We start from the raw sequence: 23,271 nt of genomic DNA, 5'->3' as shown, positions 1-23,271 counted from the left end.
TTCAGTGCCTGCCACGCGCGAAGTACCCGGCATTGCGTAAAGCGCCGATGAACAGGCTGGCCGGGCCAGCGATACTCGTCTTGGCCTGCGTTGCGAGCGGCAGCGTGTTCCAGTCCTCCAACGGAGCGATAAAGTGGGAGAAAGTGCCATTGACCATGCAATGGCTGGTCAACAGGCCTTGCTTATCCAGCACCAGAACGCCTGTCTGATTGCTTGGATACCGGATAGCGGCGACGCGCTGAAATTCCATGTCGCCATCGATGCGCAAATTGAAAAGCAGCGCGCCGTGGCTTCTGTGGGCGATTTCTTCGACTTTTTCCGCGAAAGGAACAGAAAGCGCACGAACGCTGTCGACCGCCATCCCGAAAACAAGCCCGTCCAGCTCATCCGCCGCCATGAGAGGATTAGCTCCCAAGAATATAAGGATTGCAATCGCTCCAGCCGGATTGTGCACAGTCATCGCACACCGCCAGCTAGACGCCTGAGCATCGCGTGTATGAGGCAGCTCTCTCTCTCTCTCTCTCTCTCTCTCTCTCAGTAGGTATGTTTTGCGCCGATGATTGAGCCGATCGCCCAAGGCCCATGACACATCGCTTGCTCGTTGCGTCGCTTCTCCGATAAAGCACGGCGAGAGCGACAGATGCCTTCGCGTCGGATACTCGCTGACACGAACAGCGACTTGGCTTGCAAGTCGTCCTCACATCAAGGAACAGACTATGAAGCGCCAGATCCGGCCATTCATCGTGGAAGTCAAACAGAAGCGCGGCAAGCAAAAGCCAAGCCATTCGATCTGGGGCGATCTCGATCTGTCCAAAATTGCCACGGAGATGACGCAGCCGGCTCATGCTGTTCGGCTTCCAAATTCCCAGGTCATTGACTTCAGTATAAGACCCCTTGATGCTGAAAAAGGGGAAACACCACAAGCGGAGTATATCATGGCCGATTTTCAGGACGCTCAAACTGTTCAGACGACAGTAGGGCCAGCCAAAGTGGAAGTGCCTGAATCCAAGAAGAAAGGTCCGCGAGCAAAGAAAGCGAAGGCAGAGCTCGTAAAGCCGGTCCGCAAGAACGGAGCGAAACCTGCGCCGCGGGCGGCGGAAGCTACCGTGGCAGCGAAGACCGCCCGCAAGACATATTCCGAGAATGAACGCTCCCAGAAGCTTGCCCAGATCGAGAAATCGATCGCTGGCGGCGCGACCAGCAAGATTGCGGTCGGCCAGGCCGGCATATCCGAGCAGACCTACTATTATTGGAAGAGGGCTGCCGCACCTTCCTCAGACAGCGGCGATCTCCGCGATCTTGTCGCACTCGAAGAAGAAAACAAGCGCCTCAAGAACCTGCTTGCCGACCGTCTGCGCAAGGAAAATGCCGAGCTCAAAAAGAAGCTGGGCCTGGCCTAAGGCATAGTGAGCATCGCTGGAAATTCGGCACGACACTCAAGGCGGTAGCGGCGGCATATCGCCTTCGCCGACCCGCCACACCCAGGAGCCGATCTCCTGTCGCGCGGCGATCATTTCGTCGAGCGAGGCTTCGTAGGTCTCGTCGGCTCCGGCCGGGACGACAAACAGCGCGATGGGTTCTTGCCTGTTCTGGAGCAATGCGTTGGCGATCGGCTGGTCGGGTTGCAGGTCAAAGCGCAATCCCTTCACGCTCTTCTCGCGAAGGCGGGCGAGCCCGTCGACGAGCCTTTTCTCCGGGACCGTCTCATAAGGAATCCAGTTCTCGGACACCACCATCAACGCGATCTCCTCGACAATGGCGAGGCCGGCCGGGTTCAGTCCGAACGTCGCGATCGTCATGAGATGTGAGCTGGAATCCGCCGCCCACAGGGACAATTCTTTCTCAAAACGCGCCTGCAAGCGGCGATGCAATGCATCGTCGATGATGAAGGGAAAACCGGGCACATGCCTGATGACGAGTTTCTGACCGGAGCGGGCGGGCACGATCTCCTTCACCTCGCCGACCAGGACGAGCAACTTTCGGGGACCGGATTTCGGCGGGAGCGCCGTGCCGAGAACCGCGTTGCGACGATTTTCGATCGCTTGCCTGTTCTCGGCGCGAAACGGCTCGGGCACGAACATGATATCCGCGAGCGGTCCGCCTCTCACGGTCATTTGCCCGGCGGCCTCGAGCAGATGCCAGCGGACATTCCACCAATGTCGCTTGCCGGCCCATCGCGATGTCCAGACCGTCAATTCGGCCTCGTGCCAGAGATAATGAAGGAGGCCTCGCAGCGACATCCTCCTGGGATCGGCGGTTACGCTGGCGGAACTTTGCCCCGCAGGCACCGATGCCGCGCGGCTCCCCGTCTTCGACAGGCTGAAGTCCAACTTGAGGGCCGCCAAGCCATTTTGCGGATCGAGCTGTATCGCGCTGCCCATCAAGGCGCCCAGGCCTGACAGTTCGTAAGGCGCCTCATACGATTCACAGGATGGATCATGCCCGCCGCCGCTCAGCGGCATGCGCTTGATCAGGTGAAGGTCGCCGATGCGGGCGATGTACATCGGACAGCCTGGCTCGCGGCACAGGCATAGCGGACGCTCGGTGCGGGCATAAGCGCTCGCCAGCGCCGCCTGCAGGTCAGGCGCTGCCTCCTCGTAGACCGCACTGCCAATTCTGAACCGTCGCATCACCTCCACAGCTCCAGGTCGCCGCCGCATCCCTGTGCGCGCATTCAAGTCATGGGTTTGCACAGAGCGCAACCCCTTTGGTGCATCGGCGCCAGAGGCAGAGGGGAGCCGGGAGGAGTGTGGCCCGGCTGGCGCGGAGAGAGTGCCGGCGCGGGCATCATTCCCCCCCTTGCGAAGGACATCTCCATGAACATCGTTTCCGCCACAGCTGCCGTTACCCGGACCGCCGCTCCCCTCGACGCGCCGACGCCGGCCTCCATCAACAACGCCCAGGCAATCTATCAAGCGGCAACGCTGCTTATGCCTTTTCTCGAGCAGGGCAAGCCTGTCACCACCGCCGCACTGCGCACCGCCATGACGACAGGTTTTGGCGGCAGCGATGCGCAAGGATTCTGGGTCTGGAAGGAGGCCTATGAGGCGCTCGAAGTCGCCCAGGTGCTGTTCTTGCGCCGGTTCGGCCCTGCGATCCTGTCCCGGTCCACCACGCCCCAGGCAACGCTGGCGATGATGAAGCGCATCGCGGAACTCGTTCCGACACACACACGGCGCTCCGACGAGAGTCAGGCCATGCAGCAGCTCTCCACGCCCTTGCCGCTGGCCTTCGTCACAGCGCACGCCGCGGCGATTGCATCTTGCGACCTCGTTCTCGAACCCTCGGCCGGCACCGGTCTGCTCGCCGTCCATGCCGAGATGGCGCGCGCCTCGATCGCCCTCAACGAGTTTGCCGCGACGCGGGCCGATCTCCTCGGCCTGCTGTTTCCACAGGTTTCCGTCTCGCGGCACGACGCCGCCCATATCGACGATCATCTCGACGCGGCCATGGAGCCGTCCGTCGTGCTGATGAATCCACCCTTCAGCGTCGGCGCCTATGTCGATGGCCACGTCACTGACGCGGCATGGCGGCATCTCTCCTCCGCATTCGCACGCCTGCGTCCGGGTGGACGCCTGGTCGCCATCACCGGCACCGGCCTGTCTTCCGAAAACCCCAAATGGCGGCCCGCCTTCGAACGCCTGCAGCAGCGGGGCACCATTGTCTTCACCGCGGCGATCGACGGCCGTGTCTACGCCCGCCATGGCACCACCACTGAGACCCGCTTGACCATCATCGACAAAGTTCCTGCTACCGACCCAACCAGCTTCTCCGGCTCGCCGGGCAAGGCCATGGATGTCGAGACGTTGCTCTCCTGGATCTCCGCCCTGCCGCCCCGAGCACCGGGCGGCTTTCCGGACTCGATCGGTGCGTTGTTAAGCGGCATCCTGCGCAATGCCGCCATGCACATGGGCGCCCGATCGGGGGCGAGAGCCGCACCCCTCGGTGTCTCAACGGCTGCTCCGAAGGCCATCCGATCGGTCCGTCCGATTGTGCGGGCGAAGCCCGCTCGCCGGGTCATGGCAAGCAGCGCGCCTGCCGTCCCGCTCGGCTATGAGCTGCGCGACTGGATGCCGGAGGAGGGCGGCCGGCTCACCGACACGATCTACGAACCGTACGCGCTCCAGTCGATCGACATTCCCCGCGCCAAGCCGCATCCGACGCCGCTCGTGCAGTCGGCCGCAATGGCCGCCGTCGCGCCACCAAAACCTTCCTATCGGCCGCTTTTACCTGATGCGATCGTCGACGAAGGCCTGCTGTCGGACGCCCAGCTCGAAAGCGTCGTCTATGCGGGTGAAGCCCATCGCGGCCATCTCACCGGCGCCTGGACGGTTGACGAGACCTGCGATGTCGTCTCGGCCGCGCCAGAAGGGGCTGCGGACGCTGTCCGCTTCCGCCGTGGCTGGTTTTTGGGTGACGGAACCGGCTGCGGCAAGGGACGGCAAGTCGCCGGCATCATCCTCGACAACTGGCTGCAGGGCCGCCGCCGTGCGATCTGGATTTCCAAGTCCGACAAATTGCTGGAAGACGCGCAGCGCGATTGGGCAGCACTTGGCCAGGAAAAACTTCTCGTGCAGCCGCTGTCACGTTATCGGCAGGGCACACCGATCCGCCTTGCCGAGGGCATCCTGTTCACGACCTACGCGACGCTCCGCTCGCAGGAACGGGAGGGCAAGAAATCCCGGATCGCCCAGATCCTCGACTGGGTTGGACAAGACACGGGAAGGGCCGAAAGCCCGACGGGGATTAAAGAAAGCCAGACGGGGATTGGAGAAAACCCGTCGGGGGCAAAAAAATCTTTCGATGGCGTCATCGTCTTCGACGAGGCCCACGCCATGGCCAATGCCGCTGGCGGCAAAAGCGAGCGAGGCGACGTCGCGCCCTCGCAACAAGGCAAGGCAGGCCTGCGGCTGCAGCATGCACTGCCTGACGCCCGCATCGTCTATGTCTCCGCCACTGGCGCGACCGCCGTCGAGAACCTCGCCTACGCGCAGCGCCTCGGCATCTGGGGCAGCGAGGATTTTCCCTTCGCCAACCGTGCCGAGTTCGTCGCGGCGATCGAGGACGGCGGTGTCGCGGCGATGGAAGTGCTCGCTCGCGATCTCAAGTCGCTCGGACTCTATACGGCGCGCTCGCTTTCCTATGACGGTGTCGAATACGACCTTCTCGAGCACGCGCTGAGCGACGAGCAGATCCGCATCTACAACGCCTATGCCGACGCTTTCCAGGTCATCCACAACAACCTGACCGCCGCACTCGAGGCGACCAACATCACCAGTGAATCCGGCACGCTGAACCGTAATGCCAAATCGGCGGCGCGCTCGGCCTTCGAGAGCACCAAGCAGCGCTTTTTCTCGCATTTGATCACCTCGATGATGACGCCGACGCTGATCGGCGCGATCGGACAGGATCTTGCCGACGGCCATTCGGCGATCGTGCAGATCGTCTCGACCGGCGAAGCGCTGATGGAACGGCGACTTGCCGAAATCCCGACCGAGGAATGGTCGGACCTGCATGTCGATGTGACGCCGCGGGAATATGTCGGCGGGTACCTGATGCATTCCTTCCCGACGCAGTTGTTCGAGGAATACTCGGACGCCGATGGCAATGTCTATTCGCGGCCCGTTCACGACGAAGATGGCAATCCGGTTCAGTGCCGGGAGGCGGTTCGCCGGCGCGACGAGATGGTCGAGCGGCTTGCGTCGTTGCCGCCGGTCGGTAGCGCGCTCGACCAGATCATCCATCACTTTGGCACCGACACCGTCGCCGAGGTGACCGGCCGCTCGCGGCGCATCGTCAAGAAGACCGGCCGCGACGGTATCGACCGGCTTGCCGTCGAGACCCGCCCGGGCTCGGCCAACCTCGCCGAGACCCAGAGTTTTATGGATGACGACAAGAGCGTTCTGATCTTCTCCGACGCCGGCGGTACCGGCCGCTCCTATCACGCCGATCTCGGGGTCAGGAACCAGAGGCTGCGCAAGCACTATCTGCTCGAGGCCGGCTGGCGCGCCGACAACGCCATCCAGGGGCTCGGACGGACCCACCGCACAAATCAGAAGCAACCGCCGTTGTTCCGGCCCATGGCCGCGAATGTAAAGGCCGGCAAAAGGTTCCTGTCGACGATCGCACGACGGCTCGACACGCTGGGCGCTATCACGCGCGGCCAACGCCAGACCGGTGGGGCAGGTCTGTTTCGTGCCGAAGACAATCTGGAAAGTCCCTACGCCCGCGCGGCCCTGCGCCAATTCTACATGCTGCTGCATCAGGGCAGGATCGAAGGTTGTTCGCTCACGACCTTCGAAACCGTCACGGGGCTGTCGCTGACGACCGACGAGGGTGGGCTGCGCGACGAACTGCCGCCGATCACGACCTGGCTCAATCGCCTGCTGGCGCTGCGCATCGAAACCCAGAACGTGCTGTTCGAGGCGTTCGAGCAACTGGTGGCGGCGAAGGTTGAGGGCGCGATCGCCGCCGGAAACTATGACAAGGGACTGGAGACGATCACGGCCGAAAGCATCGTCGTCACCGATCGCCGCACCGTCTACGCGCACCCGGTCTCCGGCGCGCAGTCGCATGTGCTGACCGTCGCGCGCAAGGACCGTATCCGGCCGCTCGGCCTGGTCGACGCACTGGCCATTGTCCGGGCGGAGCCGCAATCGGTTCTCCTGGTGAACGCCCGCTCCAGCCGCGCGGCAATCCGGCTGCCGACGGCAAGCCTGATGCTCGACGACGGCACGATAGAGCATCGCGTACGCCTGCTGCGGCCGACCGACGAGCTGCGCTTCGGTCTCGACGCCCTTGCCGAAACCCACTGGCAGCCCACGAACCGCAACCTGTTCTGCGACCTGTGGCAGGCAGAAGTCGCCGCCGTCCCGGAGTTCACCACCAGCACCTTTCACATCGTGACGGGTCTGCTGTTGCCGATCTGGCGTCGGCTGCCGGACGACGACTGTCGAGTTTATCGAATCCAGACCGATGCCGGCGAGCGCATCATCGGCCGCCACATCGCGCCGACGCTGGTCGCGACCATGTTCCGCAATCTGGGTCTCGACGATCTACCCAAGCTCGCGCCGGAAGATGCCTGGACTGGGCTCGTGGAAGGCAGGATTGGACTGCAACTCGCCGATGGCCTGATCCTGCGCCGCAGTCGGGTGATGAACGACCACCGTATCGAGCTGATCGGCTTTAGCGACGCTTTTGTTCCGCGGCTGAAGGCGCTAGGCCTGATCGCCGAGATCATCTCCTGGAAGCTCCGGCTGTTCATCCCGACGAGCGAGCAAGGACCGTCCATCCTCGCCGCGCTCCTCGACCGACACACACTGGTCGGCGTCACCGACCGGGCGGCAGCGGCGTGAGGGGAGAGACGATCATGACCGTCTCGGCCTCCAAGCTGGCACACCGCCTTGGCGAACATGCCGAGGCGGTGTGCCGCGAATATCTCTCCAACGGCCATCGCTCCGGCAACTACTGGATGGTCGGCGATGTCCGCAACACGCGCGGCCGCTCCATGCATGTGCGGCTCAAAGCGGTGGGCGGCAAGGCAGCCGGAAAGTGGGTCGACGAGTCGTCGGGGGAACATGGCGACCTGCTTGACGTCATCGAGCAGAGCTGTGGTCTGGTCGACTTCCGCGAGGTCGCGGATGAAGCACGTCGCTTCCTCTCCATGCCGCTGCCACCGCCCCAGCCCCTTGGCTCGCATCGCCAGCCTGCTGCGACACGCGGCTCGCCTGACGCCGCGCGTCGCCTGTTCGCCATGTCCCATCCGATCGCCGGTACGCTGGCCGAACGCTATCTTGCCGGTCGCGGCATTTTGCTTTCGACGCATGAGCGCGCGCTGCGCTTCCATCCTGGCTGCTACTACAGGGATCTCGTCACGGGCGAGAGGCGGACCCTGCCTGCGCTGATCGCCGCTGTCACCAGCCTCGACGGGCGTATCACCGGCCTGCAGCGCACTTACCTGTCCTCTGGGCTGGACCCGAGTGGCAAGGTCGGCAAGGCGCCGGTCGCCGATCCACGCCGCTCGCTTGGTCACCTGCTGGGCAACGGCATCTGGCTAGGCCAACAGTCCGATGCGCCCCTCATGGCCGCCGGCGAGGGCTTCGAGACGATGGCGTCGCTCCGGACGGTGATGCCGGCGCTGCCGTTGGCTGGCGCCACCTCAGCCAATCACCTCGCCGGCCTGATCTTCCCGCCTGGCTGCCGTCGCCTCTACATCGCAGCCGATGCCGACGCCGCCGGCCGGCACGGCATAGAGCGTCTCAGCCAGCGCGCAGGCGAGGCAGGGATTCTCGCCCTGGTGCTGCGGCCGCAGCTCGGCGACTTCAACGACGATCTGCGTCATCTCGGCCAAGCCCACCTCGCGGCATGGCTCCGCGATCAACTCCTCCCGGAGGATGCCCGTCTCTTCCTGCCGCCCGGATGAACGCGTCGGGCCGGCACGCGGGTCGGCGCGGCGTCGGACAGCCTGCAGATATGGCGGGGGTCCACCGGAGAGGCCGCGCCCGCGGCCTGCCCGAGAGGCGACCCCTGCCACCCCCCGGTCACGGCCGCAACGGCTGCGCCGTCCTCCGCTCGCGCTTCGGCCTTCGGTGCGGCCGCGCCCGCGGCGCGGCCGGGATGCGCTGTCAGGCCGCGATAGGCGCGGCCACAACCGACGGAGACACCGCCATGACCTACGACATTCCTCTCGACGACGGCTACGAGCCCTCCCACGCCTCCTCGCCGACCGACCGCGTCATCCTTGAACTGCAGATGTACGGCCATCGCCCGCATCAGGACGAACCTGACCCTCGGCCGCTTCCCGACGACGAGGTGATCCGGGCCGGCCTCGCCGGGATCGTAGAAACCTTCGCCGGCATGCTCGGGGACACCAGGCTCGAACCCGATCTCGTGACGCACATCCGGTTTTCGGCTGACGAGCTGGCCAACCTTAAAGCCATTGCGGAGCGGGACGGCGTGACCGTCAGCGAGGTCGTCCGGCGTCTGGTGCGGGCAGAGGTCGGGCATCTGCCTATCGCATCAGAGGCGTTGCGGCCGGCGATCGTGGACATGACCGATCAGCTGCGGCGCGTTGGCATCAATTTCAATCAGGCCGTGCGCGCCATGAACGACGGCCGTGTTGCCCACGATGAGGATCTTGAACAGGCGCTGGTCGCCGTGGGCAACCTGGTGCGGCAGTTTCGCGAGGAACTGAAGGCGATGACTGGCGGGTCACGCAAGGCGAGGGAGGCCAGGCCATGAGCGGTCGTCTTGCTGGCTACGCGGCCGAAATCGAACGCTATCTGCGGGGCGAGTCCGGCGTGAAGCGTGAGGAGCTCGACGACGACAAGTCCGTGACGGGCGCCCGACGCGCGGCCGGTGAATTCCAGGTGATGAAGAGTCATGAGCGGACCGGTGGCGGCGGAAGCCTCGAGCAAGGACAAGCCGGCTCGCCGGCAGATGGCGGCAGGAGCGCCCCTCGTTCGTCGCCAGGAGGATTGGGGGCGGCGGGGAGTTCCATGTCCAGCAGGGCACCGAAGTCCACTGCTGCTGCGAGTTCGCCCAGGGCCCCTAGCGCGCCGATCATGGTCTATGGCGCCACGCTCGCCGGTTTCCGGCCGGAAGAGGAGGAGGAAGACTGGAAGCGGCGCGGCGGCGGCGGCCGTGGTGCGGGTCGCGCGAGCGCTACAGGGCGAGCGGCGCGGACGGGCTATCAGGCGCGGGCCGTGGCGGCACGGGCAGGCTATGCGGCGGGCGCGCAGCCTGCCGTGTTCAAGGTCATGCCCAATCCTCCGTCGACCAGGGAAGCCGCCGCTCGGCTGCTCAATTACATCGGCAAGCGCGAGGACGAAAAAGGCGAGAAACACGACATCGAGATTTTTGACGAGGGCGGGCAGGTCCTTGCGACAGGCGGCGCACGAAAAGCGTTTCTGGAGACGTTTTGCGAGACGTTCGAACCGCCCCTGGAAAACACCAATTTTATCGACGTTCGTTTCGAGCTCGCCGGCGAGGTCACCGATGCCGCCCTGAGCGAGGCGCTGAACGAGGCCTTCGGTGCAAAACCGTTCGTCTATGCGCAGGATAAACAGACGGTGCAGGTTTACGCACACACCGATGAGCGGGCAGGGCCGCTTGCCAAGGTGCTGGCCGGTGGTCGGGAAAATTCGCGCAGCAAGGCGCTCGACAAGTTCGAGACGCGCTTGTCTGAAGCCATGGGCGCGGCTGGTGTGGTAGCCAAGGCAGAGGTGACTGCCGCCGTCAGCCGTGAACCCAAAGCGAAATACTTTTTGCAAAAGTTCATCCGTACAAACAAAGACGTCCGCACTGCGAACGGCGAGCCAATTCGGGGCGCGAGGAACCCCGCCAAGGCGGCGGCTTCGGTCTACGAACAATGGCGCCCGCAGTTTTCGGGGCGTGAGCGCCGCAATGCCTATCACCTGCTTTTCTCGGCAAGAGCCGGCACCGATGCCAACGCCGTCATGGCAGCGGCGCGCGCCGTGCTCGAGGAGCGCGCGCCAGGATACAAGTTCGTCCTGGCGCATCACAACGACACCAAGCACGTCCATATCCACGCGATGGTGCAGGCACGGTCAGCCGACGGGGAGCGCCTGAAATTCTATAAGCCAGATCTGGTCGCCTGGCGCGAGACCTTTGCGGAAAAAGCACGCGAGAACGGCATCGCGATGGTGGCGACGCGGCGCATGGATCATGCGATGACGCGGCCATTCACGAAGGAGCATGCCGGAGCCTACAACCGTGCCCAGAGCGATCCGCGCTACCAGGTAAGCGCCAGGACGATCGAGCGGGTGGAGGCCAAGCGGCAACGCCGTTTGGATGGACAATCCCTTGTCGTGAACGGCGATGCAATCGCTGCCGCATGGCAAAAGACTGTGACGACGATGCGGACCGCGGGCGTGGTCGGTCAGGCTCTCACGGCAGCGGAGTCGATCGGCAACAATTTTCTGCAGTTCCGTCGCGACCGGACACGAGAGGGGCAACCAGGTCCTGCCGCGGGTCGCGGAGCTGATCAATCGGGGCCGAAGTCTTTCCTGTCCCATCCCGGTATGAGAGAATTGAATGCACTGATAGGAGATTTGAACATGGCGCAAACCCCCTTGGAAATGCGGCGTCAGATGGCCCGCGTCAATCAGGCTCTGGACAACATGCGCGAGACGCTGCCGCCGGCGCATCAAGGGCAGTTCCAACAGTATCGTGAAGAGGTCAACGACAAGATGCATGACCGTCTCGCACGGCTGCAATTCGAGCGGCAGCAACAGCGTCGTGGTGGTGGCGGCGGCGAGCCGATCCCCGAGCGCGAGGCGCGAGGGCGCGACCTTCCAACTCGGGCCGATCCCCACCAGCCTGAGGAGCCGCGCACAGGCACCGGGCAGGAGAAGGTGAGAGCCAAGCAGAAGGACGCCAACAAGCAGAAGGCTCAGCAGGCTGAAGAACAGGACCGTAAGACCCAGCGCTCGAATGATAACGATTACGAGCGCTGAGCAAAGATCGATTGCCGGCCCTTAAGGCGCGGGAGGGTGCAGGGACAATGTCGCTGAGGCTCGTTCGTGCCTCGGTTTGCGGGCATGATATCGAAATTGCTACCGCATCGCAGTTGTCAGATCCTGGTCCCGTTTCCGGCTCAAGGTCACCCGTTGGGAATCCAGCACCTGTGCTTTGTCGGGACAAGATAGTTGCTATTGGGATTTGGCCGCTGCCGCTGCGAGCATCGCCTGGCCCACCTCAACAGCGCCTTGAGCAGTCAGCGTCTCCCCGGCGTTCTGGATGTCGCGCAGCTCCTTGTTCTGGCTGAGCTTGAATTTTCCAACCAGGCTGGTGATCTCGATCTCCAAGGCCACGATCGCTTTTGCCATTGTGTCAATGAAATCCTTCGGCGCGTCGCCCATCTTCCACGGGGCCGGCTGGTTGGCCTCGTGCATGTGAGTGAGCTTCGCGACGTTGCGGCGCACATAGCGCTCGTCGTCCCGAACAGTAATGCGACCATGGGCGTGGGCAACGAGATAGTTCCAGGTCGGCACCTGCTTATGGAATTCGTGTTTGCTGGGATACCAGTTCGGCGAGATGTAAGCGTCGGCCGCTCGGAAGACGACGAGGACTTCATCACCATTGGCAACCTCCGTCCAGACCGGGTTTTTACGGGCGACATGGCAATTGAGGACGCCCTTGTCGCCCTTTGAGCGGTCGAGCTCGAAGGGGATATGATTGGCGTCGAGGGAGCCGTTGCTGTGGGTGATCAGGATACCAAACGGGTGTTGTTCGATAAGATCAAAGAGGGCGTTCTGATCGGGCACGGCGAAATGCGGAGGAACGTACAAAGGTGGATCTCCTATCGTGAAGGGGGCAGTTGTCAGTGGTTAGCGAGGTCTTCCGAGACAGCCAGGGGCGACGTTGCTGCCTGCGAAGAGGGTGCCGGAATCCGCTGTCCACCGCGCTCAAGCACCGCCATCGAGAAGTGGGCGGGCACGTCAGATGCCGCGGCATACGAGTGGGATTGATCCGTAACGAGGCGCGCACTCTCGCCTGCATTTAGGATGATCTCGTGGCTGCCTACCGTGACCGTGACGGCGCCTTGCGTAACCGAGAGCAGTTCGCGCGTATCGGGACTGTGCGCATCGGCGGCAAACACGTCACCCGGCATAAGGACCCAGCTCCAAAGTTCGAACATCGTGCGTCCCGACGTCGATGTGTGAAGCTGTGCCCGGCTGCCTTTGGTGCTCGTCCAAAGCGTCCTGGAAATACTCCGTTCGATCGGGTGGTCGGGTGCTGTGGAAGGTTCGTCGTTCAGCAGATCGGCAACCGATAGCGAGAACGCCGCCGCCAGGCGGCAAAGGATGCCGATACTCGGGTTTGCCTTACCCTGCTCAAGCGCGACAACCGTCCCTTTCGACAGGCCAGTCAGTTTGGCCAGTCGATCAAGGGTCAGGTTTTGGTCGCGTCTCAGATCCTGGATCCGGATCGCAATCGCCTGGCCGAGCGCCTGCTCGGTCTCTAAAGGTGTCGGGGTGTCGGTCATTATATTGACTTGGCCTCTCGCATCGCATACGGTCAATATAATGACCGGCGCAAAATGGCAAGCGCGCCTTAAACAGGAATTGGCCAGTGCGCTTTGAAACGAAGGCAATCCACAGCGGTCGAGCTGTCGATCCATCCACGGGCGCGGTTTCAATACCGCTTCATACCAGCACGACCTTCGAGCGCGATGCCGACGGTTCGTTTCCGTTTGGGTTCGAGTACACGCGTGATGCAAACCCGACGCGTAATGCATTCGAGTCGGCGATGGCCGCGCTCGAGGGCGGACACGAAGGAATAGCCTTTGCGTCGGGTATGGCTGCAATCGCTGCGGTCTTTGAGAGCCATCCCTCGACGGGACGGATCGTCCTTCCTGATGATATGTATTTTGGCATCCGCTCGCTGATGGACGAAACGGATATCGGCTCTCGCTTCGACTTCGCCGCGGTCGATATGCGGGATCTGGATGCGGTGCGCGATGCGGTCACCTCAAAGCGGACTGGCCTCGTGTGGGTCGAGACGCCGTCTAACCCGATGATCCGCGTTGTCGACATTTCGGCCATCTGCAAAATCGCGCACGAGGCCGGCGCCATCGCGGCGGTGGATAATACGTGGGCAACGCCCGTGCTTCAGCACCCGCTTGAACTTGGGGCGGACGCGGTCATGCACTCGGCAACAAAGTACATTGGCGGCCACTCGGATCTGATGGCGGGCGTCGTTGTTGTGCCGCATTCATCGCCTCTCGGACGGCCGCTACGGATGGTCCAGAAACACAAGGGCAGCGTCGCAGCGCCATTCGACTGTTGGCTGGCATTGCGGGGCCTGCAGACATTGCCGATCCGCATGCGCGCTCATTGTGAAGGCGCCCAGAAGGTTGCCGAGGCCTTGGCGTCTCACCCACGCGTCGAGAAAGTGCTCTTTCCAGGCCTGCAAGATGATCCGGGACACGATCTGGCTACGCGGCAGATGAGCGGTTACGGAGCGATGCTTTCCTTTATCGTCGAAGGTGGAACCGATGCCGCGATGGCGGTGGCTGACCGCCTCAACCTTGTTGTCCGTGCGACAAGCCTTGGAGGGACGCACTCTCTGATCGAGCATCGCGCATCCGTCGAGGGTGCGAAGTCCAAAGCGCCAGGCGGATTGCTGCGAATGTCCGTGGGGCTCGAGCACCCTCAGGACATCATTGACGACCTGATGCAGGCTCTCAGTGCGACGTCTGGGGGCGTAGTTCCCAAATGAATCAGGCGTGAGAGACCGGCGAAAGATCCAAGATGCTCAACCATCTGAACCACCTGCTAATTGTCTATACGGCCTACGTCGTTGCAGCGGGGAGCCCGGGTCCCAGCACAATGCGGATCATGGGAACGGCAATGCAGCAAGGGCGCCAAGCAGCCCTTGCTTTGTCAGCCGGCGTCGTCACCGGATCGATTTTTTGGGGCATCATGGCGGCGACAGGCATCTCCGCGCTTTTGGCAAGCTACGCCCAGGCGCTCGTCATTCTAAAGATTCTCGGAGGCTGTTATCTGCTCTATTTAGCTTTCAAGGCAGGAAGGGGTGCTCTGACACCGGACCAGCATGATGCCACGCCTAGTACAGCACGCCGGCCGATCTCAGGGCTCGGTCTCTACAGGCGCGGTTTGCTGATGCACCTCAGCAATCCGAAATCGATTCTCGCCTGGATTGCACTGGTGACGCTAGGCCTTGGGCCGGACGCCTCGCCTACGGATGTCATCGTCATCCTTGCAGGATGTGCGGTGCTCAGCGTTACAATATTTTGCGGGTATGCCGTCGTGTTTTCCACGCAGCCCATGGTCAGGATGTACCGTCGGGCGCGGCGAGGCATTGAAGTTGTTTTAGCCGCCGCCTTTGGTTTTGCAGGGCTGCGGCTCCTGCTTTGGCGAACCTGAAAGAATCTCCTGAACAACTGCCTCGCGACGAGGAGCGGGAGCGAGGGGTCAAGTCCCTGGGGCGGAGGTATCTCTGGCACCGCTTTACGTGGCGGCTGGCGCATCAAAAATGCGGCCTGTCGCGGTTGGGCTGGAGGCTTGTTGTTAGCGATCGCCGTAGATTGCTTGGCTAATCGACTAGATCAGGCAAAGCATCTTCGACGATGCTCAGATTTCGATCGAAAGTCTCGGTGTCGGATGCGTTGGCGCGCAGGGACCGCACCTTGTTCAGGATCGCCGCAACCGCCGCTTCTTTGTCGGGCGCTATGCGTGTTGTCACGGCTTTGGCGGCCAAAGCGGTAAAATCTATAACGGCATAAGCTGGTATGGCTGCAGCGTCTGTTGCTTCCAGGCGGTCTTTCACGATTGCGCGCCGGCCCAGTGACGGAGCTATCCGGCCTGCTTTTGCGGCAAATGTCGCGCCGCGTCGCAGGCGGGTCTGCAAGAGGCCTGAGCGGTACGCGGGTGCTGTCGGCACAATCGTCGAGAGCGCAGGAGATGGAACCGCCACAGAGGAGTCCAGCGCAGGTCTTTTCGAGCGCGAAACGTCGGTAGAGGCGGGCAGGGGCATGAACGCGCGTTTAGCGAGCTGGCCGTCGGCGAAATAGAAATTGCGCGTGCCGAGGATTGGCAGTTCGCCGCGCGGCAATATGATGACCTTGTTCTTGTCGAGCGTACGGATTTCATCCGGCCGCATGAGGGGCCGCCGCACTTCCTTGCGGTGCTCCGAGCGCGTGTAATAAGTGTCGAACAACGTCGCTTTGGTGCGCGTCACGTCCTTTTGCACGTCCGACGTTTCACCGAGCTGCTCGGACACGTAGCGCAGATCGTCAGCGTCCTGCGCACCGAAAAAGATCTGTACGCGAGCCGCGTTGATGAGCGTCTTGCGCCCTTCCTGGCGATAGATCTCGTCTACAGCCTTCAGCGACTGCACGAAAAACCACATGGAAACGCCGTTGCCGCCGAGCACGCTCGCCATTTCGGTCACGTTCTCCAGCTTGCCGAGGTTCTGGAACTCGTCGAGCAGCACAAGCACCGGACGCTCGTCCGCACGCGGCATGGTTTCCGACATGAAGTTCATCATTTGCGTAATCAGAACGTTGAACAACGGTCCAAGCGACGTAATCTGCTCACGCCGCACATCGAGATAGAGGGAAATCCGATCGCGCTTGAGCTTGCGAATATCGAAGGTGCTGCGCGATGTAGCGCGCATCAGGCGCTCGTTGAGAAAGGGGGCCATGCCGGTGCGTACGCCGGCGTAGATCCCGGAAAACTGCCGCTCAGACATCTCGAAATATGGCAGCAGGGTCTGCAGCGTAAAATGCGAGCATTCGCGGCGGCGTTCCTCGCGTAGCGAGCCGATGAACTCCAGGAGCGGCTGCTCGGCGCCGTTCATGACCTCGAGGATTGTGGCAAAGGTCTTCTTCTCGTTCGGGATCGCAGGCGATTCCATGACGAAGGACGCAATGCCGGTAAAAAGGAGGCGGGCATCATTAACCCAATACGGGTCTGCATTTGAGGGCGGTCGGGGAAACAACGCCGCAGCGATGTTGCGAAGGTCGATGTCGCGCTGTGCTGAGTCCAGGGAAATAAAGTCCATCGGATTGTAGCACGCGGTATTGCCGTCCGGATCAGCCGGCGCGAAACGCACCACGCGGCTCATGGTCGAACGGTAACCGGCGGTGGCCGCATAGGTCTCACCCCGTAGGTCGAGAACCACGAGCGAATGCGGCCAGGTGAGGGCGTTCGGGATGATGAGAGACGTGCCTTTACCGGAGCGCGGCGGCCCTATGACGAAGCCGCCGACATCATCGCCATCAATCCACAATTTCTTGCCGCCGATCAGTTTGCGCTGGGTCAAGCGGATCTTGCCTGAGCGCTGATCGCGGCGCGGCGACATAATTTCGGCAAGCCTACCGCCGGCTCGACCGACGAAGACGCCGCCCACTTTCGTCAGGCCGGTTTTCGATACGTCGCTCATCGTCATGAAGCGAGAGTCATTGCGCTTTCTCGGGCGCATGAGAAACAGGCTGACCAGTGGCAAGAGAAACCCTAATACTCCCGCGGCAATGGCGTATTGCACCCGGCCAAGATCCCTCGCCATCGTGTCCGCCCAGGCCTGACGAACGACCGGCAAGGGATTGGCGTTCAGCTGGTCGAACAGCACGTGGGAGCCGGTCCGGTACCAATCAGTCGCGGCATAGGCGACCGTGAAGAGCAGGACGCCTAGGGCCATCGCCATAAGCATCATGAAAATTGCTGTTGCGACTTTCTGCATGGATGGGCCCCCGCTAGATTGTCTCCGCCTTGGTGAACTTGATCTCGCTGATGCCGCGCCGTCCGCCTTCGGTGCGGACCATCTGAACGACCACCGGAATGACCTCGCGCAGATAGTCGAGGATTTCGCTTCGTGAGAGGCCCGAACTGCCCTGCATGACCATCAGCGCCAGCCGCTCATAGGCGGACCGGGCGGAATTGGCATGAACGGTGGTGAGCGAACCCGGATGGCCGGTGTTGATCGCCTGGAGAAACGCGAAGGTCTCAGCGCCGCGCAACTCGCCCAATAGCAGACGGTCGGGTCGCATGCGAAGCGACGCTTCGAGCAGCTGTTGCGCGGAGACTTTGGCAAGGCCCTGGTCGCCCTTCGAGGCTATCAGGGTGACGTTGTTGGGAGCCGGCAGCCTCAGTTCTCGGGTGTCTTCGATGGTGATGATCCGTTCATGGGGCGGAATCTCCTTCAAGAGCGCATTCAAGAACGTCGTCTTGCCAGTCGACGTACCACCTGAAACGACGATCGAGACGCGGTTGCGCACCGCATATTGCAGGAAGTCCATCGGCGACGTGTCGTGCAGCATTTCCACAAGTCGCTTTTCTTCTGTTGAAAGCGCCAAGCCGGCGCCCATCGCCGCGTTCTCGAATGCGCCGAGATTGTTGTAGGCATCAAGGCTCATATCCATGATGACCTGCTTGCGGATCGAGATAGCCCCGCCTTCGGGAGCCGCGGGCGGCAAGATGCATTGGATGCGCTCTCCCGAGGGTAGAGCAGCTGACAGGACCGGCTTTTCCTCGTTGATGACCTGATTGGTCGCCGAAGCGACGCCTGTCGAGATATGCCTAATCCACCCGGGCGTGACCTCTCGCTTGACGACGTGCTCCATTGCCTTCGCGCCGAGGCGTTCGATGAACAATTCACCCGGCCTGTTAATCGCAATCTCGGACACCGCGTCTTCGTTCAAATAGGACCATATCGGCTCCAGATGAGCGCGCAGGACCGGGGCTCTCGCCCATGGGTCGGGGAGGGGATGCACGGCATTCATTTCACCGGACTCCCATAGCCGGGATAGAAATTATCCTTTGGCGTCGTGTAGAGAGGCGTCGGATCGATCGCCGTCTTCGGTCGCCCACCTGCCTTCAGGCGCGCCACTTCTTCCTGGATTGGATCCGCGTACAAGTCCGAGAAATCGAGATCTCGCCGCACCAGCACGACGACCGAGGTGCCCTGGTCGACATAGACTGTCGGGCCAATGTTCTGCGTGTCGCGAAATGCCTCCTGCGCGAGTTGCTGCAAGGCGGTCGATGACTTGTCGAAGGCGATGCCGCGGGCGTCGCGCTGCGAGCCATTGCCACCATAGGTTACGGTCGTGGTCTCACCGGTTACGGGATCGATCGTCGACACCTGGCGCTGTTGGCCATCTTGCCCGCTATCGCCAAGCGAGGACAGATATTCAGAGACGCCGCCAACGACGGAAAGCATGATGGCGTTACCGTACCGTTCAACCCAGTGGGTATCGACACGGCCGCCCATGCCACCGCGGCCGAGCGCGTCTGCACCAGGCGATTTGATATCAACGGAAATGCCGTCCGAGCGGATGACCCTGCTCCAGACGATGAAAACACGCTTCTGACCGCGCGCAAGCCCCGAGCGATATTCCCCGGTCAGTCGCGAGCCCTTCGGAATGAGGATCCGCCTGCCGTCGAGCGAGAAGACATCCTCACGCACGACAGCGCGCACGGCGCCGGGAAGGTCGGTGTTGATCGCGGTTTCTAAATAGCCGCGAAGGATCGTTCCCTCTGGGATCAACGCATCGGTGCGCCGGAAGACCCTGGCTTTGACGATGCCGGAAGAACTTGCCTCAGACTGCGCCAGGAATGCCTTGTTGGGATCACTGTCGGCGCCGGGGACCGGAAGGATCTGACCGTCGGGCGCGATTTCGACCTGTGCCGCCTGGGCGCCGGCATCCGTCGAGCCGGTTTGATCATTCGTCACCATCTGGTTCGACCGCAGGCGTTCCCACACCGCTTTTTCATGATCGGCGGCCTCTGCCTTACGGCGAGCCTCGTCCTCAGCCGCGGCCTTGCGGCGAGCTTCGTCCTCCTCGGCCTTGCGGCGAGCCTCCTCGGCAGCCATTTGCGCCTCAAGCGCGCGCCGCTGCGCATCGAGATCCGAGCCCTCCTGCACCGTCTGATCGACATTATCGGCCTGTTGCGTGCCACCCTGGTCGGCGGCCGGTGGCGGCACCACGATCTGGTCGATCGTGCCGTCGGCAGGTTGCGGCGGCTCGTTCAACGCCGGCGGGCGGAACTCTGGCGGATTGAAATTTTCCTCGCCATCGCTGCGAACATCTCGCGATACAGGCTCCCGGGGCCAGTTGAGCCATATCAGCGCGCCTACCAGCACTACGCCGAGGCTGACCAATGCGATCCTGGTACCCACGCCGGCACCACGGCGCGCCACCGTTGGGCTGCCGTCCAGTTGGTTATAATCGATCTGGGTCATCACCGCCCTCCGCTGGATCCGAACAGGGTGGAACCGCCTGTCAGTTTCGTTGGACCGTAGACTTGCTCGACGGGATCGATGGCGTTGGATCGCGCCCGGTTGTAGAGGCAGAGCGTCTTGCCATCGGCCCGCAAGGTGAATTGCCGTGCGACCTTGTCGATGACGGTGTATTTGCCCTGCGTGCGAACGTTGACCAGCGACTCCCGACGCTTGTCGTCGACAACGAAGATCGCCGGAATGTCGCCCTTGAACTCCAGAAACACCTTGGTGCCGTCGTCGAATACGGTGCGCGGCTTCAAGCTGTCCTCGCCCTTGTAGGCATAGTCGTAGTTGAGATCGGCATAGTTCAGATCCTTCAAATCCGGATCGGCGGCGCTCTCCTTGGCCTGTGTAAGCAGCCGCGCGTTGATGTCCTCGTCCGGGTATTTGAACCGGACCTGGAAGGATGCCCGGTCACGGCTATTGTCAGTCGCCTGCAGCAGCAGGGAATAGACGCGCCGGTTTGTGACCACGTTGACGTTGGTCCACGCATCGCGCTCCAGCGGCTTGACGAACAGAAATCGCGATCCGCGTTTGGGGATGATCGACCAGCCTTTCGTGTCGCCAGCCGACACGGTTTCGATGACTTCGGTCGGACTGAGTTCGACCATCGTGGAAATCCCAAGAGCGGCGCGCACCGACGTCACGTCGTCATTGTTGAAGGTGACATATCGGATGCGGCCGTCGCGTGCGGCCGCGCCGTGAATCGTGCCGAGCAGAAAGGCGGCCGATAGGACGAGGCCCGCGCGCCATCTCATTGCAGGCTCCCCGCGGCCGGCGCCGATTCCTGGTCGCGGCGGTAATCCGTAACCTGAAATCCCAACGGGTTGTCAAAACGCCATTCGTTCTTGAGCGGCGTTGAGGTGTAGCGGAATTTTATCACCGCCACCCAATTGTCGGCTGTGGACGAATTGTCCCGCCGCGTCATCGTGGCAAAGCGCACCGAGGCTGTGTTGCGATTGAGCAGGGAAACCGACTTGATCTCGACCGAGATAGTGACATTGCGGCCAAAAATCTTGTCCAGCGATTGTGGGTTTGCTGGCGTATAAAGCCATGTCAAATCCTTGGACGCGGCGTCGGTCGAGTAGAGCTGCGCCAGGTCGTAATTCTGTTTCAGTTCACGCGAATCGTAGGTTTCGCGGGCCCTGATATAGCGCACCAGATTGGCCGCCGTGACGGCCTCGTTCTGGGATAAATCTCCAGGCTTCAGCGCGCGCATGATCTCGAGGTAGCCCGTCGATTTGTCGACCTCGACAACATACGGTTCGAACTGCCGGAGCGGCAGGATCAGCACGAGCGCCAGCAGCGACAGCACCGCCACCAGTCCGGAAACGCCGCTGACGATCCAGGCCAATGTACGCGATCGACGCATTGACCTGTGCGTGTCGTCTTCCCAGGTCGCGCCCGCCCTGTAATAGCGCTTGTCGACGAGTTCGCTGCTGCTGTTAGCAGCTGTTTCCATTGGAATTGCCACTTTACTATTGCCTCGTTTTCGGGACGCATCTGATCCAGCACCGCGATCGGTGATCATTGTGTGGTCTAGGCCAGAGGCCTGGAGTTATCGCGCGCACCTTGCTGGATAGCGGTCCGGGTTGCGGCATCGGCCCTGGCTGCTCGCGAAGATCGAAAACTGTTTGTCGCGAGCTGCCGGGCGCCCCGAGCGGCGCGGCCTGCGGCCCATCGCGCGCCGGAGTAGCGCACGGCATTCCTGCCGAACGTCCCATATGAGTAGCGAGCGCCCATGGTGCTGAGATACCCGCCGCCATTCAGGATCGAAGCAATCGAGGGTATCTGCATGAGAACGTAGATGCCGATGATCGTCACCAGCACCAGCGGCAGCACCAGCGACATTTTGCTGTCCATGGTCGCTCCGCCGGATGTGGCGGTGTTCAGCGCCGCGTTGACGAGCGAGAAATAGAAACCGAGAAAGCCGTAGATCAGGATTTGCTGGATCATCAGGAAGGTGGTCAGCGAAAGAAAGCCTTCGCTCATGCGCGAGGACCATCGGTAAAGCCAAAGGATGATCCATATCGGCGCCAAGGCCAGCGTGATGAACAACATCACTTTGGCGGCGATGATCGCGGCAATGGCAAGCGCTGCGAAGATGATGGCCGACAGCAGAACGAGCAGCGACAACAGCGCACCAAAAATGTCATAGAAGGATCCGCTGTAGACCTGATTGGCGACGTCCTGAGCCCCTTGGTAGAGATTGTCGATCAGCGCTGGAATTGCCGCCTGGTCGCTAAGCTGATTGCCGGTGGCCCGCGACACGGCGCCGACGATCACCTTACCGACCTCGTCGGGAATGCTTTGCACGAGCTGATAGATCGTCGCGGAAAATGTGCCCCATCCGGTCAGCAGCAGATAGATGATGACGGCGCGGCCGAGGCGATAGGCCGCTTCGATTGGCGAAATCGACTCTCGCCCGCTCAGGATCGAATAGCCCCACCACGCGATATAGAGGGTCAGCATCAGGGTGAAGACGTTGCCCATCGCATTGCCCAACTGCATATAGACGGTGCGAACGAAGTCCTCACCGATGTTGTCAATGCCACCGAGGATGCTTGCGGCGAGACCGTTCATGGATCCTCGTCAACGATGCTGGCGAACGGAGTTGGATTGACCGGCTTCAGCGCGCCGCATTCGTCGGCGTGGGCATATGCCAAAGGCCCGCACGGAGCTTTCAGTTCGCGATTTGCGCATCCAAAAAGCCCTGCGCCGAGCCCAATCACAACGCATATGCGCAGGACTCGCCCCGACAAGCGCTCAGCCCCCGCTCTTGCCGAATTCCGCGAACGGATTGACGGTGCGCGGTGTCATCATCTTCTGCACCTGGCTCTGGCGAAGAAGATCTCCCTTCAGCTTCTCATTCAGAGCCGCGACCGCGCCGTTCTGGACGCCGATCAGTTCGTTGACGGCCCGCGCGTTTTCCAGCTGCATTCGTGTGTTCTGGTCCACCGAACCCTTGACGTCCTGCGACTGCCCAATCTGCCCGCTCGCTGACTGCAGCGACTGTTGGCGCTGGGTAACGCCCTGCGAAGCCTGCGAGGTCAATGCGCTTAGCAGCGAGGCTACATTGACGCTGCCGCCATAGGCGGTGTTGACGGCGCTGGTCTCCTTGCCGGCAATCTGCTGGAGCTGCTTCACCAGCTGCAGCCCGTTGATGACGGCGCCGGCGATTTTCTGTATTTCGGGCGACAGGCCACCAAACGAAAGCGCACCGCCGTTCAGGATCGACCCGAACGACGGCGCCTGGGCAATCGACATGTTGCCGCCGAGGCCCATTTGTCCGATCCCGAGCGAACCGTCGCGACTGCCGCTGAGAGCCTGCAGGATCTCCTCGCTCTTTTTCAGAATGTCCTTGTTGGAGTCCATGATGGAGTTGGTGTTGTCCGCATTCTTGCGGGCGACATCGAGATTGGCGCCATCGATGACTGCAATCTGTGCGTGGGCCGTGCTTGCCCAAAGCGCCAGACTGCCGGCAATCGCGAATTTCTTCATGTC

The 23,271-nt window shown here is 62.1% G+C and carries 18 protein-coding genes; 7 read left to right on the top strand and 11 right to left on the bottom strand.

Translation table 11 applies throughout. The features are described from left to right. Position 1: 1 nt before the first annotated feature. Entirely contained in the window at positions 2–397 is a 396-nt protein-coding gene (locus NKI70_RS29990) for a hypothetical protein (protein WP_352725886.1), read from the bottom strand. Positions 398–716: 319 nt separating this feature from the next. On the opposite strand from NKI70_RS29990, the gene NKI70_RS29985 reads away from it, so the two are divergent. Next, positions 717–1,400: a transposase gene (locus NKI70_RS29985; protein WP_352725884.1), complete on the top strand. Its 684-nt coding sequence runs from the start codon at positions 717–719 to the stop codon at positions 1,398–1,400. A 36-nt stretch (positions 1,401–1,436) separates the two neighbouring features. On the opposite strand, the gene NKI70_RS29980 is transcribed toward NKI70_RS29985, so the two are convergent. Further along, positions 1,437–2,630 (bottom strand): DUF1173 domain-containing protein, encoded by a 1,194-nt coding sequence (locus NKI70_RS29980; protein WP_352725882.1) that lies wholly within the window; start codon positions 2,628–2,630, stop codon positions 1,437–1,439. A gap of 186 nt (positions 2,631–2,816) precedes the next feature. Between NKI70_RS29980 and NKI70_RS29975 the strand changes: the two genes are divergently transcribed. The 4 genes from NKI70_RS29975 to NKI70_RS29960 all read left to right on the top strand — a co-directional run bounded on the left by NKI70_RS29975 (position 2,817) and on the right by NKI70_RS29960 (position 11,477). Continuing rightward, the gene (locus NKI70_RS29975; RefSeq protein WP_352725880.1) at positions 2,817–7,355 is read left to right on the top strand and encodes a strawberry notch-like NTP hydrolase domain-containing protein; all 4,539 of its coding nucleotides are present in this window, start codon (positions 2,817–2,819) and stop codon (positions 7,353–7,355) included. A gap of 14 nt (positions 7,356–7,369) precedes the next feature. After that, complete coding sequence (locus NKI70_RS29970; protein ID WP_352725878.1) at positions 7,370–8,422, top strand: DUF7146 domain-containing protein; 1,053 nt, start codon at positions 7,370–7,372, stop codon at positions 8,420–8,422. A 245-nt stretch (positions 8,423–8,667) separates the two neighbouring features. Next, positions 8,668–9,240 carry a hypothetical protein gene (locus NKI70_RS29965; protein ID WP_352725876.1) on the top strand — a complete coding sequence of 191 codons (573 nt, stop codon included), beginning with the start codon at positions 8,668–8,670 and terminating at the stop codon, positions 9,238–9,240. Next, positions 9,237–11,477 (top strand): relaxase/mobilization nuclease domain-containing protein, encoded by a 2,241-nt coding sequence (locus NKI70_RS29960; RefSeq protein ID WP_352725874.1) that lies wholly within the window; start codon positions 9,237–9,239, stop codon positions 11,475–11,477. The genes NKI70_RS29965 and NKI70_RS29960 overlap by 4 nt, the downstream gene beginning before the upstream one ends. A 195-nt stretch (positions 11,478–11,672) precedes the next feature. On the opposite strand, the gene NKI70_RS29955 is transcribed toward NKI70_RS29960, so the two are convergent. Together NKI70_RS29955 and NKI70_RS29950 are read right to left on the bottom strand one after the other, a co-directional pair. Then, the gene (locus tag NKI70_RS29955) at positions 11,673–12,311 is read right to left on the bottom strand and encodes an FMN-binding negative transcriptional regulator (protein ID WP_352725872.1); all 639 of its coding nucleotides are present in this window, start codon (positions 12,309–12,311) and stop codon (positions 11,673–11,675) included. Between the two features lie 32 nt (positions 12,312–12,343). Then, positions 12,344–13,009: a helix-turn-helix domain-containing protein gene (locus NKI70_RS29950; RefSeq protein ID WP_352725870.1), complete on the bottom strand. Its 666-nt coding sequence runs from the start codon at positions 13,007–13,009 to the stop codon at positions 12,344–12,346. An 86-nt stretch (positions 13,010–13,095) separates the two neighbouring features. On the opposite strand from NKI70_RS29950, the gene NKI70_RS29945 reads away from it, so the two are divergent. Then, positions 13,096–14,244 carry a trans-sulfuration enzyme family protein gene (locus NKI70_RS29945; RefSeq protein ID WP_352725868.1) on the top strand — a complete coding sequence of 383 codons (1,149 nt, stop codon included), beginning with the start codon at positions 13,096–13,098 and terminating at the stop codon, positions 14,242–14,244. Positions 14,245–14,276: 32 nt separating this feature from the next. Further along, positions 14,277–14,912, top strand: a complete 636-nt coding sequence (locus NKI70_RS29940; protein ID WP_352725866.1) for a LysE family translocator — start codon at positions 14,277–14,279, stop codon at positions 14,910–14,912. A 169-nt stretch (positions 14,913–15,081) separates the two neighbouring features. Here NKI70_RS29940 and NKI70_RS29935 read toward each other — a convergent pair whose 3' ends face one another. The 7 genes from NKI70_RS29935 to NKI70_RS29905 form a co-directional block, all read right to left on the bottom strand. Further along, complete coding sequence (locus NKI70_RS29935) at positions 15,082–17,229, bottom strand: type IV secretory system conjugative DNA transfer family protein (protein ID WP_352725864.1); 2,148 nt, start codon at positions 17,227–17,229, stop codon at positions 15,082–15,084. Positions 17,230–17,242: 13 nt separating this feature from the next. Next, a complete protein-coding gene (gene virB11, locus NKI70_RS29930) occupies positions 17,243–18,268 on the bottom strand; it encodes a P-type DNA transfer ATPase VirB11 (protein ID WP_352725862.1) in 1,026 nt (341 codons plus the stop codon). Beyond that, positions 18,265–19,728, bottom strand: coding sequence for a type IV secretion system protein VirB10 (gene virB10 / locus NKI70_RS29925; RefSeq protein ID WP_352725860.1), 1,464 nt, complete (start codon positions 19,726–19,728; stop codon positions 18,265–18,267). The genes virB11 and virB10 overlap by 4 nt, the downstream gene beginning before the upstream one ends. After that, positions 19,728–20,525, bottom strand: coding sequence for a TrbG/VirB9 family P-type conjugative transfer protein (locus tag NKI70_RS29920; protein ID WP_352725858.1), 798 nt, complete (start codon positions 20,523–20,525; stop codon positions 19,728–19,730). The genes virB10 and NKI70_RS29920 overlap by 1 nt, the downstream gene beginning before the upstream one ends. Then, positions 20,522–21,298: a VirB8 family type IV secretion system protein gene (locus NKI70_RS29915; protein ID WP_352725856.1), complete on the bottom strand. Its 777-nt coding sequence runs from the start codon at positions 21,296–21,298 to the stop codon at positions 20,522–20,524. The genes NKI70_RS29920 and NKI70_RS29915 overlap by 4 nt, the downstream gene beginning before the upstream one ends. An 8-nt stretch (positions 21,299–21,306) precedes the next feature. After that, a complete protein-coding gene (locus NKI70_RS29910; protein WP_352725854.1) occupies positions 21,307–22,350 on the bottom strand; it encodes a TrbL/VirB6 family protein in 1,044 nt (347 codons plus the stop codon). Positions 22,351–22,533: 183 nt separating this feature from the next. Then, on the bottom strand, positions 22,534–23,268 hold the full coding sequence (locus NKI70_RS29905) for a type IV secretion system protein (RefSeq protein ID WP_352725852.1): 735 nt from the start codon (positions 23,266–23,268) through the stop codon (positions 22,534–22,536). Between the last annotated feature and the right edge of the window lie 3 nt (positions 23,269–23,271).

The organism is Mesorhizobium sp. M0500, assembly GCF_040321165.1.
Taxonomy (GTDB): Bacteria; Pseudomonadota; Alphaproteobacteria; order Rhizobiales; family Rhizobiaceae; genus Mesorhizobium.
Note: the sequence above shows the minus strand (reverse complement) of the source record. Positions and strands in the feature narration are given on the sequence as shown.

Bases quoted from the DNA above. Each gene is read 5' to 3' on its own strand.
- NKI70_RS29990 (WP_352725886.1), bottom strand. From the start codon at position 397: ATGGCGGCGGATGAGCTGGACGGGCTTGTTTTCGGGATGGCGGTCGAC.
- NKI70_RS29985 (WP_352725884.1), top strand. From the start codon at position 717: ATGAAGCGCCAGATCCGGCCATTCATCGTGGAAGTCAAACAGAAGCGC.
- NKI70_RS29980 (WP_352725882.1), bottom strand. From the start codon at position 2,630: ATGCGACGGTTCAGAATTGGCAGTGCGGTCTACGAGGAGGCAGCGCCT.
- NKI70_RS29975 (WP_352725880.1), top strand. From the start codon at position 2,817: ATGAACATCGTTTCCGCCACAGCTGCCGTTACCCGGACCGCCGCTCCC.
- NKI70_RS29970 (WP_352725878.1), top strand. From the start codon at position 7,370: ATGACCGTCTCGGCCTCCAAGCTGGCACACCGCCTTGGCGAACATGCC.
- NKI70_RS29965 (WP_352725876.1), top strand. From the start codon at position 8,668: ATGACCTACGACATTCCTCTCGACGACGGCTACGAGCCCTCCCACGCC.
- NKI70_RS29960 (WP_352725874.1), top strand. From the start codon at position 9,237: ATGAGCGGTCGTCTTGCTGGCTACGCGGCCGAAATCGAACGCTATCTG.
- NKI70_RS29950 (WP_352725870.1), bottom strand. From the start codon at position 13,009: ATGACCGACACCCCGACACCTTTAGAGACCGAGCAGGCGCTCGGCCAG.
- NKI70_RS29940 (WP_352725866.1), top strand. From the start codon at position 14,277: ATGCTCAACCATCTGAACCACCTGCTAATTGTCTATACGGCCTACGTC.
- NKI70_RS29935 (WP_352725864.1), bottom strand. From the start codon at position 17,229: ATGCAGAAAGTCGCAACAGCAATTTTCATGATGCTTATGGCGATGGCC.
- virB11 (WP_352725862.1), bottom strand. From the start codon at position 18,268: ATGAATGCCGTGCATCCCCTCCCCGACCCATGGGCGAGAGCCCCGGTC.
- virB10 (WP_352725860.1), bottom strand. From the start codon at position 19,728: ATGACCCAGATCGATTATAACCAACTGGACGGCAGCCCAACGGTGGCG.
- NKI70_RS29920 (WP_352725858.1), bottom strand. From the start codon at position 20,525: ATGAGATGGCGCGCGGGCCTCGTCCTATCGGCCGCCTTTCTGCTCGGC.
- NKI70_RS29915 (WP_352725856.1), bottom strand. From the start codon at position 21,298: ATGATCACCGATCGCGGTGCTGGATCAGATGCGTCCCGAAAACGAGGC.
- NKI70_RS29910 (WP_352725854.1), bottom strand. From the start codon at position 22,350: ATGAACGGTCTCGCCGCAAGCATCCTCGGTGGCATTGACAACATCGGT.
- NKI70_RS29905 (WP_352725852.1), bottom strand. From the start codon at position 23,268: ATGAAGAAATTCGCGATTGCCGGCAGTCTGGCGCTTTGGGCAAGCACG.